Annotated in this window: 15 protein-coding genes; 7 read left to right on the forward strand and 8 right to left on the reverse strand. The window is 71.2% G+C overall.

Going from position 1 to position 15225, the window contains the following annotated elements; all coding sequences use genetic code 11:
• Positions 1-30 precede the first annotated feature (30 nt).
• Positions 31-1425, forward strand: coding sequence for a cellulase family glycosylhydrolase (locus BKA14_RS14395; RefSeq protein WP_438861944.1), 1395 nt, complete (start codon positions 31-33; stop codon positions 1423-1425).
• Between the two features lie 1060 nt (positions 1426-2485).
• Here BKA14_RS14395 and BKA14_RS14400 read toward each other — a convergent pair.
• A complete protein-coding gene (locus BKA14_RS14400; RefSeq protein ID WP_184951442.1) occupies positions 2486-3271 on the reverse strand; it encodes an SAM-dependent methyltransferase in 786 nt (261 codons plus the stop codon).
• 333 nt (positions 3272-3604) lie between these two features.
• Positions 3605-3790, reverse strand: a complete 186-nt coding sequence (locus tag BKA14_RS14405; RefSeq protein ID WP_184951443.1) for a hypothetical protein — start codon at positions 3788-3790, stop codon at positions 3605-3607.
• A gap of 38 nt (positions 3791-3828) precedes the next feature.
• Here BKA14_RS14405 and BKA14_RS14410 point away from each other — a divergent pair, with 38 nt between their 5' ends.
• Complete coding sequence (locus BKA14_RS14410; protein ID WP_184951444.1) at positions 3829-4149, forward strand: WCX domain-containing protein; 321 nt, start codon at positions 3829-3831, stop codon at positions 4147-4149.
• Here BKA14_RS14410 and BKA14_RS14415 read toward each other — a convergent pair.
• On the reverse strand, positions 4146-5432 hold the full coding sequence (locus tag BKA14_RS14415) for a carbohydrate-binding protein (RefSeq protein WP_203722584.1): 1287 nt from the start codon (positions 5430-5432) through the stop codon (positions 4146-4148). The two genes, BKA14_RS14410 and BKA14_RS14415, sit on opposite strands and share 4 nt — an antisense overlap.
• Before the next feature lie 139 nt (positions 5433-5571).
• Between BKA14_RS14415 and BKA14_RS14420 the strand changes: the two genes are divergently transcribed.
• Positions 5572-6231 carry a GntR family transcriptional regulator gene (locus BKA14_RS14420; RefSeq protein ID WP_184951445.1) on the forward strand — a complete coding sequence of 220 codons (660 nt, stop codon included), beginning with the start codon at positions 5572-5574 and terminating at the stop codon, positions 6229-6231.
• 105 nt (positions 6232-6336) lie between these two features.
• Here BKA14_RS14420 and BKA14_RS14425 read toward each other — a convergent pair whose 3' ends face one another.
• Positions 6337-6564 carry a zinc-ribbon domain-containing protein gene (locus BKA14_RS14425; RefSeq protein ID WP_184951446.1) on the reverse strand — a complete coding sequence of 76 codons (228 nt, stop codon included), beginning with the start codon at positions 6562-6564 and terminating at the stop codon, positions 6337-6339.
• A 216-nt stretch (positions 6565-6780) separates the two neighbouring features.
• Between BKA14_RS14425 and BKA14_RS14430 the strand changes: the two genes are divergently transcribed.
• The gene (locus BKA14_RS14430) at positions 6781-7113 is read left to right on the forward strand and encodes a DUF2256 domain-containing protein (protein WP_184951447.1); all 333 of its coding nucleotides are present in this window, start codon (positions 6781-6783) and stop codon (positions 7111-7113) included.
• A 26-nt stretch (positions 7114-7139) separates the two neighbouring features.
• Here the strand turns inward: BKA14_RS14430 and BKA14_RS43915 are convergent, their stop codons facing one another.
• Together BKA14_RS43915 and BKA14_RS14440 are read right to left on the reverse strand one after the other, a co-directional pair.
• Positions 7140-10298, reverse strand: coding sequence for an LCP family glycopolymer transferase (locus tag BKA14_RS43915; protein ID WP_184951448.1), 3159 nt, complete (start codon positions 10296-10298; stop codon positions 7140-7142).
• 5 nt (positions 10299-10303) lie between these two features.
• Positions 10304-10480, reverse strand: coding sequence for a hypothetical protein (locus tag BKA14_RS14440; protein ID WP_184951449.1), 177 nt, complete (start codon positions 10478-10480; stop codon positions 10304-10306).
• Between the two features lie 225 nt (positions 10481-10705).
• Here BKA14_RS14440 and BKA14_RS14445 point away from each other — a divergent pair, with 225 nt between their 5' ends.
• Positions 10706-11587: a hypothetical protein gene (locus BKA14_RS14445; RefSeq protein WP_184951450.1), complete on the forward strand. Its 882-nt coding sequence runs from the start codon at positions 10706-10708 to the stop codon at positions 11585-11587.
• 11 nt (positions 11588-11598) lie between these two features.
• Here the strand turns inward: BKA14_RS14445 and BKA14_RS14450 are convergent, their stop codons facing one another.
• Entirely contained in the window at positions 11599-12408 is an 810-nt protein-coding gene (locus BKA14_RS14450) for an SDR family NAD(P)-dependent oxidoreductase (protein ID WP_184951451.1), read from the reverse strand.
• A 63-nt stretch (positions 12409-12471) separates the two neighbouring features.
• Here BKA14_RS14450 and BKA14_RS45025 point away from each other — a divergent pair, with 63 nt between their 5' ends.
• Positions 12472-13257: a helix-turn-helix domain-containing protein gene (locus BKA14_RS45025; RefSeq protein WP_184951452.1), complete on the forward strand. Its 786-nt coding sequence runs from the start codon at positions 12472-12474 to the stop codon at positions 13255-13257.
• A 59-nt stretch (positions 13258-13316) separates the two neighbouring features.
• Positions 13317-13832, forward strand: coding sequence for a hypothetical protein (locus BKA14_RS14460; RefSeq protein WP_184951453.1), 516 nt, complete (start codon positions 13317-13319; stop codon positions 13830-13832).
• 70 nt (positions 13833-13902) lie between these two features.
• Here BKA14_RS14460 and BKA14_RS14465 read toward each other — a convergent pair whose 3' ends face one another.
• A complete protein-coding gene (locus BKA14_RS14465; RefSeq protein ID WP_184951454.1) occupies positions 13903-15189 on the reverse strand; it encodes an MFS transporter in 1287 nt (428 codons plus the stop codon).
• Positions 15190-15225 lie beyond the last annotated feature (36 nt).

Below are 15225 nucleotides of genomic sequence, written 5' to 3' on the forward strand. Positions count from 1 at the left end.
CCCAAACCCCTTGAGGTGATCCCCGTGAACGTGCGAAGAAGATGGCTGGCCGGACTCGCTGCCCTGGTGGCCGCGGCCGGGCTGGCGCTCACCGTCGCCACACAACCCGCGGCCGCGGCGACCGGCATCAAGGTCAGCGGCACCCAGATCCTCGAAGCCAACGGCAACCCGTTCGTGATGCGCGGCGTCAACCACGCGCACACCTGGTACGCCGACCGGTTCTCGTCGCTGGCCGACATCAAGGCGCTCGGCGCCAACACCGTACGGGTCGTGCTGAGCACCGGTGACCGGTGGACCCGCAACGACGCCACCGACGTGGCCCGGGTGATCGCCGAGTGCAAGCGCCTGCGGCTGATCTGCGTGCTCGAGGCGCACGACACCACCGGCTACGGCGAGGACGCGGCGGCCACCACCCTGGCCAAGGCCACCGACTACTGGATCAGCATCAAGAGCGCCCTGGACGGGCAGGAGAACTACGTCGTCCTGAACATCGGCAACGAGCCGTACGGGAACCAGAACGCCACCGGCTGGATCAACGACACCAAGACCGCGATCAGTCGTCTGCGCGCGGCCGGCTTCGCGCACGCGCTCATGGTGGACGCGCCCAACTGGGGCCAGGACTGGCAGTTCATCATGCGCGACAACGCCGCCTCGGTCTTCGCCGCCGACCCGCAGCGCAACACGATCTTCAGCATCCACATGTACGGGGTCTTCGACACCGCGGCCGAGATCACCGATTACGTCGGCCGGTTCCAGACCGCCGGCCTGCCGCTGGTGATCGGCGAGTTCGGCTTCAACCACTCCGACGGCAACCCCGACGAGGACACCATCCTGGCCACCGCCCAGGCCCGCGGCATCGGCTACCTGGGCTGGTCGTGGAGCGGCAACGGCGGCGGCGTGGAATACCTCGACATGGTCACCGGCTTCAACCCGGCCCAGCTGACGACGTGGGGCCAGCGCCTCTTCAACGGCGCCAACGGCATCAAGGCCACCGCCCGCGAGGCCACCATCTACGGCGGCACCACCCCACCCACGACGCCGCCGACCACACCCCCGACCACGCCTCCCACCACACCCCCGACGACGCCTCCCACCACACCGCCGACCACACCCCCGGCCACGGGCGCCTGCACGGCCACCTACGCCGTGACCGGCTCGTGGGGCAGCGGCTTCCAGGGCGCGGTTACCGTCACCGCCGGCTCGGCGCCGATCCGCGGCTGGACCGTCACCTGGACGTGGCCCAGCGGTCAGCAGTTCACCAACACCTGGAACGCGTCGGTCACCACCTCGGGCAGCGCCGTCACCGCCCGCAACATGCCCTACAACGGCACCCTGGCCGCGGGCGCCAACGCGACCTGGGGCTTCACCGCCTCGAGCACCGGCACCAACACGGCCCCCACCGGCGTGACCTGCGTCGCCGCCTGACACACACCCTGGCCGCTCCGGGCCTTCCTACCGCCCGGAGCGGCCCCCTCCGCAAGAGCCGGACGTTGTCGGCGATCGTGCACCTTCGGCTGACGCCCACGCGAGCGAAGCCGCACATTGAACGCTCGGCCGGCCCCGGAGCGGCACAATCCGCAAGAGCCCGACGTTGCCGGCGATCGTGCAGCTTCGGCTGACGCCCACGCGAGCGAAGCCGCACATTGAACGCTCGGCCGGCCCCGGAGCGGCACAATCCGCAAGAGCCCGACGTTGCCGGCGATCGTGCAGCTTCGGCTGACGCCCACGCGAGCGAAGCCGCACATTGAACGCTCGGCCGGCCCCCGCCCGAGCGAAACCGCACGTTCCGAGCGGTGACGAACACTCGGACAATGCCCGCCCAAGCGCGCACGTTCCGAACGATGGCAAGCACTCGGACAATGCCCGCCCGAGCGCGCACGTTCCGAGCGATGGCGAACACTCGGACAATCCCGGCCCGAGCAAACCGAACGTTCTTAGCGAACATGCGCGTCTGCTCGATGATGAGCGTTCGAGGGCCGCCAGTTTGAGCGAAGCTGCACGTTGGGTCAGTCATGCGCACTCCGGCGCCCTTCGTTATGGCCGGACTGCGCGTTCGGTCATCAATGAGCGTCAGGAGCTGCCGGCCTGAGCGAAGCTGCACGCCGTGAGCAGTCTCCTCGTTACGCCGCGCGTCCGCCCGTTTGACCTTCTCGTTCACCGGGAGGGCGAGCACTCGATGAGCGATGCTGAGCACTCGAACGACGCCCAGGGAACAAGTCGTATATTGCGCGTCAGTGCGCACCCGGACGATGAAGGCCTGATCGAAGTTGCACGAAGCTGCGCATCTGGTCAGTCATGTGCGCTCCAGCATCGTCGGTCCGCGTTCGGTCGATGCGGAAAGCTGACCGTCGACGACTGAACGAAGCTGCGCGTTCCAGCACACGACAGCCGACCACTGAACGCAGGTGCGCGTTTGGCCGGCGGTGGCCGATGTGGTGGGGCGATCGGGCGGCGAGGCTGGTGGTGGGTCCTCGGGGCGGTGCGGCTACTCCTTGATGGCCACGCCGCAGAACTGGTTGACGTCGACGTCGCCTGTTTCGGCGTCGGGGTGCCAGCGGTTGCACGGGACGATGCCGGGGTCGAGCAGGCGCAACCCGTCGAAGAAGCGGCCGATCTGCTCCGCGCTGCGGTATTTGATCTTCGGGGTGCCGCGTTCGTTCCAGAAGTCGACGATGCGGTTGGCCTCGTCGGTGTTGATGTCGTCGCAGCCGTGGGCGATGACCAGGTAGCTGCCGGACGGCACGGCGTCGACCAGGGTGCGTACGGCGGCCAAGGATGCCTCGTCGTCGCGCAGGAAGTGCAGGATGCCGAGCAGCGTGATGGCGACCGGCCGGGTGAGGTCGAGCGTGCCGCCGGCCGCGCGCAGGATCGCCGCGGGGTCGTTGAGGTCGGCCTCGACGTATTCGGTTCTGCCCTCGGACGTGCCGGCCAGCAGCGTCAAGGCGTGCACGAGCACGAGCGGATCGTTGTCGACGTAGACGACCCGCGTGTCCGGCGCGACGGCCTGCGCCACCTGGTGGGTGTTGTCGGCGGTCGGGAGCCCGGCCCCGATGTCGAGGATCTGCCGGATTCCGCCCTCGCCGACCAGGTGACGCACGGAGCGGCGCAGGAACTTCCGGTCCTCCTGGGCGAGGGTGACGATCGACGGCAGGATCCCCGCGATGACGTCCCCCGCCTCGCGGTCCACCGGGAAGTTGTCGGTGCCGCCGAGCCAGTAGTTCCACAGCCGCGCCGAGTGCGGCACGCTCGAGTTGAGTCGCGGGTCCGTCATGCGCTCCCCCTAGGTCCACAGTGTCCGGTGCTCCCACATGCTGCCACGCCGGCCGCCCATACTTGAACGCCCTGGAGCGGAGCGAAGAAGGCGGGCAGATCGGCGGCCAGGTCGGCCGGGGCCTCGAGGGCCGGGAAGCGCCCGCCGTGGGCGAACTCCGCCCAGCGGGCCTCCGGCGGGGCCGGGATCAGGCGGCGGGCCGTCTCGTCGGAGCCGAAGACCGCGCAGGCCTGCGGTACGGCGACCGGCCTGCCCCAGCCGGTGGAGTGGGCCTGGTCGCTCAGCGTGTGGGCCGCGCTCGCGCCCGAGCGGGTGAACCAGCAGAGGCTCACGTCAGCAGCAGCGCGTCGCGGTCCACGGACGGCCGGGTCCGACCTGCTCAGCGATCCAGGCCAGCTGGAACAGCGGGGAGTCGGTCAACCCGTACGCGATGGTCTGTGGCCTGGTGTTCTGGATCGCCGGGTAGCCCGAGCCGTCGTGACTGAAGGCGTTCATCGGCTGCCGGGTCGTCGGTCGCACGGCGGGAGCCAGAGCCGCCGCGAGATCACGGGGACCGGGTGGCGCGCGGCGTCGGCACGGCCACCTGGCGCTACCGGGCGCGGGTGCGGGTCGAAACCCCGGCCGAGTACGTCCGGGCCCGGATGCCGGTGCCGGTCGACGTGCGGCCGCTCGGGAGAAGGGTGGGCGGGGAGCTGGTGCAGAACCGGCCCGACTACCGGTGCGAGTCCAGTCCGGGCGCGGATGATCCGAACCGGCCGGCCGCGTATCTCGGCCGGCTCGGCGCCGGCTTCACGGTGGTCGACGGCCCCGAACTGGTCGAGGCCGTCGCCCGCCTGGCCGATCGCTGCCGCCGGGCGGCGACCGGCGGTCAGCGCTAGAGCGGCAGCCAGAGTGCGGCCACGTTCGGCGGCTCCCAGCTGACCAGCGACGTGTGCGCGATCCGGCATTCGTAGCGCCGGCCCTGGTAGGTGACGACCTGACCTCGCGCGTACGCCACCCCGGGCGCCCACGCCGTGCCGCCCGGAGCCGCGGTGGTGGGCCGGGTGGTGGGCGGCGTGGTCGCGGGCGGCGTGGTCGCGGGCGGCGTGGTCGCAGGCGGCGTGGTCGCAGGCGGGGTGGTCGCGGGCGGGGTGGTCGCGGGCGGCGTGGTCGCAGGCGGCGTGGTCGCAGGCGGCGTGGTCGCAGGCGGCGTGGTCGCAGGCGGCGTGGTCGCAGGCGGCGTGGTCGCGGGCGGGGTGGTCACCGTGCAGTCGCCGGCGGAGGCGATCGTGTCGGTGTGGGTGGTGCCGGCCGACCGGTAGGACGCCACCGCCGCGGCGGCCTGGGCCGGGGTGAGGGTCTGATTCTTGGCGTGGAACACGTAGTCGACGGACTGCTGCCAGGTCGAGGTGGCCCCGGCGGCCCGCCCGGCCAGGTCGATGAACCACTGGTTGAAGTCGATCGACATGGCTTGGCGGGGGTAGAACTTGCCCGAGTGGTCGCCCACCAGCACCCCGTCGATGTAGTACTTCACGTGACCGTCGCCCACCGTGGCCTGCACGTCGTGCCAGCCGGCGATGCTACGGGCCTGCTGGCTGTGCTGGTTGTCGGCGTACCAGGGCTCGGCCACGTACGTGTACCAGCTGGTCTGGTAGTTGATCGGCCCGGCCTCGCCCCAGCCGCCGTTGGGCAGGTATTCGGAGAAGTCCAGTTCGGAATAGGTGGGGTCGCGCGGCGCGGCGAGCGGGGAGATCGCGTAGAAGGTCTGGTTGACGTGGTCGCCGTCGGGGCCGCTGACCGGGGCGTCGGCGAACTTGACCCGGGCCAGGTAGGTGCCGGCCAGGAAGCGCCGCTGGCTCTGCGAGAACTCGGCGTGCGACGTGCCGGCCGCGGTGCCGTTGGTCGTGGCGGTCAGTTGGGCCACTTTCTGGCCGTCGACCGTGGGGAAGGCGATGTTGTCGGCGCGCCAGCCCGCGCCGGCCACGCCCGGTCCGCCGGCGGCGGTGCGGATGCTCCAGCCGCGCTGAGCGAGCGTGGGGTCCGTACGGGAGCTGTAGTTGAAGTCGTCGAAGAGCGCGCCGCACGCCGCGGCCGCGCTGCTGGACGAGGTCGCGGCGACGCCGAGCGCGACGGTGACGGAGGCGACGGTGGCGCCCAGGACGATATTTCGGGTGCGGCCCATGGGGGTGGGGCCCTTCTGAGGGGGGAAAAGTTGACCACTGGTAAAAAACCCCAGGCCAACGGCGTACGTCAATGCCCTTGACGGGATTTAAGGCGTGGCACAGGTGACTCGGCCCGGATGAACCGGCAGAGTTGGCCCGATGAGGCGGACCGAGGTGCGCGAACGGCTGCGCGAGATCGTCGGCACGGTCACGCCCGGTGAGCCGCTTCCCTCCGAGCGTGACCTCAGCGTGCAGCTCGGCACGTCGCGCCCGACCCTGCGCATCGCGATCGAGGAGCTGACCCGCGAGGGCCTGCTGGTGCGCCGCCACGGTCGCGGCACGTTCCGCAACCTCCGTAAAATCTCCCAGGAGGTGCCGTCGTCGGCCGACCTGCCCCCGGCCGAGGGCGATTGGCGAAGCGAACTGCTCGAGTACGCGGTGACGACCCCGGACGACACGATCCGCGCGCTACGCCTGCGGATCGTCGACGGGGCCCCGATGGCACTGGAGGAGATCCGCGTGCCGCTGGCCGTCGCCCCCGGCCTGTCCGAGGCCGACTTCACGAGCGAGTCGCTCTACCAGCGGCTGCGCGAGGTTCACGGGGTGTTCCCGGCCGAGGCCGTGCAGACCACCGAGCCCACGCTGACCACGCCCGCGCAGTCCCGCCTGCTCGAGGTGCCGCCGCACTCCCCCGCCCTGCTGTTCGAGCGCACCACCCGCGACGCCGCGGGCCGGGTCATCGAGCACGCCCGTTCGGTCTATCGCGGCGACCGCTACCGCATCACCCAGCACCTACGGTTCGGCCCGGAATCAGGCTGAAGCCGGCACCTGCGGCGCGGGGCCCGCGATCAGGCCGAGACCAGTACCTGCGGCGCGGGGCCCGCGATCAGGCCGAGACCAGTACCTCCGGCCCGGGGCCCGCGATCAGGCCGAGATCAGTTCCTCCCGGGCGGCGTAACGCGAGCGGCCGCAGTTCGTGCACACCACGAAGTGGCGAGCCGGGCGGACCGGGAACAGCGGCACGAAGAACAGGCTGAATTTCGTCGTACGCCGGACGAGCGTCTGCGCCGCCACGGCCCCGCACACCTCGCACTGCCCGACCCGCGACCCGACGATCTTGTCTTTGCTGCGCAGTCCGAAGATGAAGAACACGCTGTCAACGGTACGTCAGCCGCGCCCGGGGCTCCGGAACAGCGCGTTCGGCCGCCCCGGCGGAGGTGGGTCCAGCAGCCGCCGGGCCGGTCGCTGCCGGCCATCGACACCGAAAGTCGCCGTCCTGAACGCCGGCGCCGGTGCCGGAGAAACCGCCGTGCGCCGCGATCGGCCACGGACGACCGGGACCGGCCGGGTCTGACTACCATCGGTGTCGTGGCTCCTCCGGAATCCAAGACCTGCGCCTCGTGCGGACGCACGATCACCTGGCGCAAGGCCTGGGCCGCGGACTGGGACAACGTCCGCTGGTGCAGCAGCGCCTGCCGCCGGCGGGGTCTTCGCGACGGTGATCGCGAGCTGGAGGTCCGGATCCTGGCCGCGAGCGAGCGCAAGCGGCGTTTCCCGCTCACCGACATCGACGGTGAGCGCGAGGATGTGCGGCGCGCGGCGCGCCGGCTGGCGGCGGCCGGGCGGGTTCGCTGGCTGCAGAACGGGCGCCCGGTGGATCCGAGCACCGCGCGCGGGGACGTCGACATCAGCAAGCTGTGACGGCGGTTTCCCCCAGGTCGCGGGCGCTAGAGGGCGGGACCTCCGACCAGATCGGGGTGGGTCGCCACGAACTGCGGCAACTTCTCTTCCCGTACGGCCCGGAACAGTTGGTGGGCGGGCGGGTCGAGCACTTCGCCGAGGTAGTTGCCGGCGGCGTCGTGGCGGCCGTGACCCGGGGTGCGCAGCATGGTGATCCGGCCGGGGTTGATGCCGCGCAGGGCGAAGGCCAGGTCGAGCGGTTCGGCCGGGCCGGTCGTCACGGTCATCGCGTGCCCGGCCGCGCGCAGCAGGGAGTCCAGCTTGACCGGGTTGGCCGCCAGGTTCTGCCGTTTCGCCTCGGCCGCGATCGAGCCGATGAACTGCTGCTGGTGGGCCTGCCGGCCGTAGTCGCTGCCCTTGACCTTCTTGCGCTGCCGCAGGTAGTCGATGGCGTCCTCGCCGCTCATCTTGCGGCACCCGGCCCGGAACATCTTGTGCGTGTGGATCGAGCGCACGTCGGCGTCGACGCACACGTTCATGCCGCCGAGCGCCTTGACCACGTCGGAGAAGCCGTAGAAGTCGACCAGCACCGCCGCGTCGAGCCCGGGCAGGCCGGTCAGTTCGCGCACTGTCGCGGCCAGCAGGCGCCCGCCTCGGGCCCGGTCCTGTTCGATTCCCGCCCCGTACGCGAAGGAGCTGTTGAGCCTGTCCCGGCCGCCGCGGAAGCCGGTGGCCGCGAGCGGCGGGATGTCGACGATGGTGTCGCGCGGCAGCGAGAACAGGTAGGCGCGGTCCTTGGCCTTCGGCACGTGCAGCACCATCACCGTGTCCGAGCGGATCATGCCGGTCTGGCCCTTGCGCCAGTCCACACCGATGAGCAGGATGTTCAGCGCCTTGTCGAGGCTCCAGCCGTCCGGGTCGGCGTGGTAGGCGGCGGCCTCGCCGAGCAGGTCCTCGCGCGACACGGCGTCGGCGTACCGGCCGGTGAGCATCGTGCCGCCCGCCCACACACCCGCGCTGATCAAGATCAAGACCATTCCCGCCCGTACGGTGTAGCGCGCCCAGCGGGGGTCGCGATAGATGCCCAGTCGGATCAGCCGCACGAGGCGCTGGGTGCGTGCCGCCTTCGCGTCGTCGGTGGTGACCAGCGCCGCCGCCCGCCCGGTCCGTTTTGACACGTGCCAGCGCAGCCCGCTGCCGGCCAGCGCGGTCACCGCGGACTGGATCGTCACCAGGTAGATCAGCTGCCGGTAGCCGATCTGCAGCAGCGGCAACGACCACAGCGGACCGGCCGGTTCCTTGTCGAGCCGGAACGCGTACGCCGCCACGGCGACCTGGGCCACGTGGATGCCGAGCCAGAACACCGCTTCCAGCCCGGGCGGCCGGAACAGCAGCGAATAGACCAGGTAGACGTCGATGATCGGGGCCAGCAGCGGCTGCAACAGCTGGAACGCCGCCACATAACCCAGCCCGCGCCGCCCGAAGCGTCCGGCCGGCCCCTTCTCGACCAGGGCGTGCCGGTGCTTCCACATCGCCTGCATCGTGCCGTAGCACCAGCGGTAACGCTGCCGCCACAGGCCCTTCCACGTGCCCGGGGCCTCGGTCCAGGCGCAGGCCATGTCGTCGTAGACCACCCGCCAGCCGGCCCGCACGACCGCCATCGTCAGGTCGGTGTCCTCGGCCAGGGTGTCACTGTGCACGCCGCCCGCCGCCTCCAGCGCGGCCCGCCGGAACCCGCCCAGCGCGCCCGGCACGGTCGTCATGCAGTCGCCCATCTCGAACACGCGCCGGTCCAGGTTGAACGCGACCACGTATTCGAGGTGCTGCCAACGCCCGATGACGCCGCGCCGGTTGGCCACCTTGGCGTTGCCCGCGACAGCCCCGACCGCGGGGTCGGCGAACGAGCGCACGAGCATGCCGATCGTGTCCGGCTCGACGATCGTGTCCCCGTCGATCAGCACCAGGATGTCGTGCGTGGCCGCGGCCACTCCCGCCCGCAGCGCGGCCGCCTTGCCACCGTTGCGCCGGCGCAGAACCCGTACGGGGAACTGCTCCTCCACCAGGTCGGCCGTGCCGTCGGTCGAGCCGTCGTCGACCACGACGATCTCCAGCTCACGGTGCTCACTCGCGAGCAGGGAGCGCACGGTGGCGGCGATGTTGGCCGCCTCGTTGAACGCCGGCACGATGACCGAGACCGGCACGTCGTACGGGGGAAGCGGTTCTTTGCGCCGCCGCCGGGCATGCCGCCACGCGCAGACGCCCTGAATGGCCATGCGCGTGCCGGCCAGTGCGGTCGCGAAAATCATCAACCAGAACAGGCCCGTACGGGTCCAGCCCGCTCCCCGCTGCACCAGGGCGAACGCGCCACCCTGCAGTTTCTCCCTCGTGCGGGCTTCCTGCGGCACGCCCGGGACGACCGTCGTGGTGCGACCGTCAGCGGCCAGCCGGGGCAGCAGCAGGTCGAGGGCCGCCACGGTGCTGGACCGGTCCCCGCCGCCGTCGTGCATGAGGACGATCGCGCCCTTCGCGTCGGGCGGCATGGCCAGGTTGGCAATCGTCTTCGGGGTGGGCCGCCGCCAGTCGGTGGTGTCCCGATCGGCCAGCACGGTCGTGTAGCCGCTCGCGCCCGCATCGGTGATCATGTCGAGGGCCCGCTTGTCCACCTTGGCCGGCGACGCCAGGTACGGCGGCCGGAACAGCCGCACATCCAGCCCGGTGGCGTGCGCGACGGCGTTGCGGGTCAGCTCGAACTCGACCCGCCGCCGCGGCTCCGACATGGTCGCCAGGTCGCGGTGGGTGAACGAGTGCAGCCCCAGCTGATGCCCCTCGGCCACGATCCGGCGGACCAGCTCCGGGTGCTGATTGACGTGCGCCCCGACCACGAAGAAGGTCGCCTTCACGTGATGCCGCTGCAGCGCGTCCAGGATCTGCGGAGTCCACACGGGGTCAGGCCCGTCGTCGAACGTCAGCGCGACCGTCCGCGGGGGCAGCCGCTCCGCCACCACCCGGTTGTTCACCACGCGGATCAGCGGCCCGTCCACAGCCGAGCCGCGCTCGACGATCTCGGTCTCCCCCGGCGGCACGGTCCCGCCACCCGTCTCCCGCGCGAAGTCGTCCAGAAAAAGCGTGGCCACCAGCGCGGCCAGGGCCAGCCCGAAGATCGCCCAGTGCGCCCGCGGGCGCCCGGCGTTACGGTGTCGCGGCACCTCGGTCAGCCGCTCCCCGCCGCCAGCAGGACACCGGCCACGATGAGCACCAGCCAGCCCGCCAGCGCCGCGCCGGCAACGATTCCCACCCCGATGACCACCCGGCGCCGCCTGCCCCGCCAGTCGGTGAACACCGGCTTCCGCGCCGGCCGAAGCCGCCGCGTGTCATTGATGTCGCTCATGCTCCCCCATGCTGTGCCGAGCGATCTTAAACGACCCCGGTGAACCCCTGCTTCCGGGAAACTGTGCTCTGCCCCACGCCCGAGGCGTCGTCATTGCGGCGAACCCCAAAGAGAGAAGACATGACCACTTACAACGGATTCAAACCATTAAGAGATGATTTGTGAGACAGTCGGTCCCGGCCGCGTCCACCTGAGGACGCGAGATCGGTCCGTGGAGGCACCGCCATGACACTCGACGTCGTTCTGTCCCGCCGCGCTCTGCTGACCGCCGCCGGGCTCACCGCCGGCGCCGGAGCCGGCCTGCTGAGCTCCGCCCCGGCGCAGGCGAAAGCGGCTGCGGTCACCGCCTATCACGGCGTTTCCGGCGCGACGCACCAGCAGCGTTTCGACAGCCTGAGCCAGCAGGGCTATCGGATGATCTCGATCAGCGTGTACGGCAACCGGTCCGACCCGCTCTACGCCGCGGTCTGGGTCCGGCGCGGTGGACCGGCCTGGGCGGCGGTCCATGGTCTCAGTGCCGCCGGCTACCAGGCGAGGTTCAACGAACTCGGCGCAGCCGGATACGTCGCGGTGCGGGTCAGTGCCACCGGCAGCCGGGCCAACCCGGTGTTCGCCGCCGTGTTCGAGAAGCGGCCGCCGGGCACGTATCTGGCTCGGCACGGCCTGGTCGACGGCGCGTCCACCACCCCCGGGACCTTGGCCAACGTGATGACCTGGGCTCGCCGGAACCGGTGTGTCCCCAGCTCCCTGGCCATCTACGGCGGGCCGGCCGACCGTGCCTACGCCGTCACCTGCGTGCCCAACCCCGATCGCATCGCGTGGCGGGCGCAGGCGATGGGTACGTCCGGCGAGTATCAGAACTGGTTCGACCAATACACCCCGCAGGGAATGCGGCCCACGATGGTGGACGCGTCCGACGATCTGCAGTACGCGGCAATCTTCACCAACGACCACATCGGCCCCTGGGTGGCCCGGCACGATCTGACGCCGGCGCAGTACCAGGCCGAGTTCGACGCGCAGGCCGCGCTGGGCCGCTACCCGATCTCGGTGCAGGGCGGTGGGCTCGGCGCCGGCATCCGCTACGCGGCCGTGTTCGCCGGAGTCTGACCAGCTGCCCCTCAGATCGCCTGCTCCGCCAGCGGGCGCCACTCGTCCCAGGTGGCGAGCCGTTCGCGGTAGAGCTTCTCGGCCACGACGTACGGGTACGGGCCGAGGAACAGGCGCAGGGGCGGACGTTCCGCGTCGACCAGGTGCAGGATGACCGGGGCGGTCACCGCGGGGTCGGCCGGCCTGCGCCCCGTCGCTCCGGCCCGGCGCGCCTCGCGTACCGGCTCGTAAGCCTCGATCGGGTCGGTGTGCACGGCAGACTCGCCGGACCAGTCCGTGCCGTACGGGCCGGGCTCGATGATCGTCACTCGGGGCCCGAACGGGGCCAGCTCGGCGGCGAGGGCCTCGCTGAGCCCTTCGAGCGCCCACTTCGACGCGTTGTAGAGACCGAGGGTCGGGAAGGCGCCGATGCCGCCGATGCTGGAGACCTGCAGGAGGTGACCCTGGGCCTGGGCCCGCAGCACAGGCAGGACGGCCTGGGTCACCCACAGCGCGCCGAAGAAGTTCGTCTCCATCTGCGCGCGGGCCTGGTCCTCGGTGGTCTCCTCGACCGTGCCGAACAATCCGTATCCGGCGTTGTTGACCACGACGTCCAGGCGGCCGAACGTGTCGACGGCCCGTGACACCGCCGCGAACACGGCCGGGCGGTCGGTGACGTCCAAGGGCAGCGCGAGGAACCGGTCGCCGTGCGCCCGGGCCAGGTCTTCGAGTGTGCGCGGGTCTCGTGCGGTCCCGGCGACCCGATCGCCGCGGTCGAGCGCCGCTCGCGCCCAGACCCGTCCGAAGCCGCGGGACGCACCGGTGATGAACCATGTTTTCATGACTCGACCGTCCGCCTCCGGACCACCGGTAACCAGACCCCTGCCAGGGGTAGCCTCGAGCAGGTGCACGGCGACAACGAGTTCGGCCATTTCCTCCGGGCCCGGCGCGGGCGGATCCCGCCGCAGCAAGTGGGACTGAAGCCGTCCGGGCGCCGGCGTGTGCCGGGGCTGCGTCGTGAGGAACTTGCCCGCATCGCCGGAGTGAGCCCGCGCTACCTGACCCGGCTCGAGCAGGGACAGGACCGGAACCCCTCGCCACAGGTGTTGCGGGCGCTGGCCACCGCTCTGCGGCTGAACGCCGACGAAACGGCGCACCTGTACGCGCTGGCCGGGCCGCCACCGCTGGTCACGGGGCACGACGAGGTGTCCGATGTCGTGCAGCGACTGCTCGACGCGTGGACCGACGTCCCGGCGTACGTCCGCAACCGGCGCTTCGACGTGCTGGCGGCCAACAAGAGCGCCATGGCACTCTCCACGCTCTACCTGCCCGGCGAAAACCTGGTGCGGGGCATGTTTCTCGATCCGGCCGTGCGCACACTGTTCCCCGACTGGACCGAGATTGCCGCGCAGACCGCTGCCGCCCTGCGTGCGGAGGGTGTCCGGGACGATCCCCGTACGGCTGAACTCATCTCGTCGATGCTGGGCGACAGCGACTTCCGGGCGATGTGGTCGGCTCACGACGTCCGGCCGGTACGCGACGCGGTCAAGCGATTCGACCACCCGATCGTCGGGTCGCTGACACTACGGCGCGAGGCGCTGTCGATCGCGGGTAGCCCGGACCGGGTGCTCATCACCTACCAGGGCGACCCGGGCACGTCGTCTGCGGCCGCGCTGGCCCGCTTACGTTGAGGAGACTTACGGGTATCCACCGATGTCCTCCGGCGCGGCGTCGTTCCTAGGCTTCGGCTATGAGACCGACGGCTCTCCTCGCGCCCCTTTTCCTGCTGGCGTACGGCATCGCGCGGTGGATCGACGGCTGGGACGGCGACCGGCACAACGGGCCGGCGTGGGACATCGGCCACGTCGCCTTCTTCATCGGCATGGCGCTGTTCGGCCTTCTCGCGGTGCAGCTGCGCGGTTCGGTCCCGGTCCGGCGCCGCGGGGTCGCCACGGCGGCGGCCGTCGCAGCGGTGGCCGGTGTGGCGTCTTTCCTCTGGGTGATCGCAGGTGACCTGTACGGCGACTTCCCGCCGCTGGCCGGATGGCTCGAGGTCACCGGGCCGGCGCTGTTCGGGCTGGGCCTGCTGACTCTGCTGGGCCTGCTCGCGGCGGCCGGGCGGGTGCCACTGTGGAGCCCGCTGCTGTTCCTGGCCGGCTATGTGTCGATCAGCGTACGGCTGGATCTGCTGCCGTTCGCGGCGGCGACGATCCTGGTGGCCTGCCTGCCGCTGGCTCTGCCGTCGCGGGAGCCGGCCCCGGTCTGAGGCGGCGCGCCCTCAGCGCAACCATGGCACCTGCTTCGAGGTATACCGTTGCGGGCCTTGTGGACGCCGGTTACGGGCGGGACGCGTCGTGGATGTCACGCAGGGTGGGAACGGCCGAGAAGGCCACCCACAGGGTGGCCGCGGCGACGCCGGCCGCGCCGGTTGCCATCGCGGTGAAGGGGCCGGCCTGGGTGGCGATGATGCCGCCGGCCGCGGCCCCGAGCGGGATGGCGCCCCAGGACACCAGGCGGTAGGCGGCGTTGACCTGACCGCGCAGTTCTGTCGGGGTGGCGGCCTGGCGCAGGCTGACGGCGTGGACGTTGGCGATGCCGATGCCGGCTCCCATGACGACGAAGATCGCGCACAGCAGGGCCAGAAGCCCGCTGCCGCTCCGGTCGGCGAGGAGCACACCGAGGGGTGCGCTGTTGCCGGCGGCCAACGTGACGAGCAGGACCCGGCCGTAGCCGAAACGGGCGGTGAAGCGGGCCCCGAACCAGGCGCCGGCGAACGATCCCAGGCCACCGGCCGTGAAGATCGCGCCGATGGCCAGCGGGCTCAGGTGGGCGGTCCGGACGGCGTACAGCAGCAGGCCGAGCATCAGGATCTCGTTGAAGAGGTTGAAGGTGGCGGCCTCGCCGAGCAGTGGCCGCACGAAACGGTGGCACAGCGTGAACGTGATGCCGCGCACCAGGCCGGGCCGGGCCGGTGCGCGGTCGGCCGGCTGGTCCTCGTGCGGGCGCGGCAGGCGGATCCGGCTCAGGGAGTTCGCTGAGATCAGGTAGCCGACGGCGTTGAGCAGGAGGGCGACGGGAGCGGACAGGGCTTGGATGAGCAGGGCCCCGACACCGCGTCCGCCGATCTCGGCCGCCGACTGTGTGGCGGCCAGTTTGCCGTTGGCCTCGACCAGCTGACCCTCCGTGACGATCTTCGGCAGGAGCGCGAAGTCGGCGACCTGGAAGACGACCGTGAGGGTGGCGGCGGCGAAGACGACAACGTAGAGCATCGGCATGCCGGCCGTCCCCGTCCACGCGGCCACGGGCAGAAGCGCGATGAGCAGCGCGCGCCCGAGGTCGGCGCCGATCATCAGGCGTAGACGGCTGTGCTCGAACCGGTCGACCAGCAGCCCGACCGGCAGGGTGGCCAGCAGGAACGGCAGGAACTGGGCCACCCGCAGGGTGCTGGCCTCGGCCGCGGAGGCGGACAACGTCACCAGGGCGAACAGGGGCAGCGCGATCTCGGCGACCTCGCTGCCGAGGGTCGATGCGGCCGACCCGCGCCAGAGCCGGCGGAAGTTCTGGTTGGACCACGTGGAGGTCACCGGCTCGTGGTCCGCCGCGGTCGGAGTAACCGGCTTCATAGCTAAGGAGGTTATGGCTAACCGTTGAAAGAGGCA

Origin of the sequence: Paractinoplanes abujensis (assembly GCF_014204895.1) — a bacterium.
GTDB classification, from domain to species: Bacteria; Actinomycetota; Actinomycetes; order Mycobacteriales; family Micromonosporaceae; genus Actinoplanes; species Actinoplanes abujensis.

Bases quoted from the DNA above. Each gene is read 5' to 3' on its own strand.
- BKA14_RS14450 (WP_184951451.1), bottom strand. From the start codon at position 12,408: ATGAAAACATGGTTCATCACCGGTGCGTCCCGCGGCTTCGGACGGGTC.
- BKA14_RS14415 (WP_203722584.1), bottom strand. From the start codon at position 5,432: ATGGGCCGCACCCGAAATATCGTCCTGGGCGCCACCGTCGCCTCCGTC.
- BKA14_RS14440 (WP_184951449.1), bottom strand. From the start codon at position 10,480: ATGAGCGACATCAATGACACGCGGCGGCTTCGGCCGGCGCGGAAGCCG.
- BKA14_RS14420 (WP_184951445.1), top strand. From the start codon at position 5,572: ATGAGGCGGACCGAGGTGCGCGAACGGCTGCGCGAGATCGTCGGCACG.
- BKA14_RS14445 (WP_184951450.1), top strand. From the start codon at position 10,706: ATGACACTCGACGTCGTTCTGTCCCGCCGCGCTCTGCTGACCGCCGCC.
- BKA14_RS14465 (WP_184951454.1), bottom strand. From the start codon at position 15,189: ATGAAGCCGGTTACTCCGACCGCGGCGGACCACGAGCCGGTGACCTCC.
- BKA14_RS14400 (WP_184951442.1), bottom strand. From the start codon at position 3,271: ATGACGGACCCGCGACTCAACTCGAGCGTGCCGCACTCGGCGCGGCTG.
- BKA14_RS14460 (WP_184951453.1), top strand. From the start codon at position 13,317: ATGAGACCGACGGCTCTCCTCGCGCCCCTTTTCCTGCTGGCGTACGGC.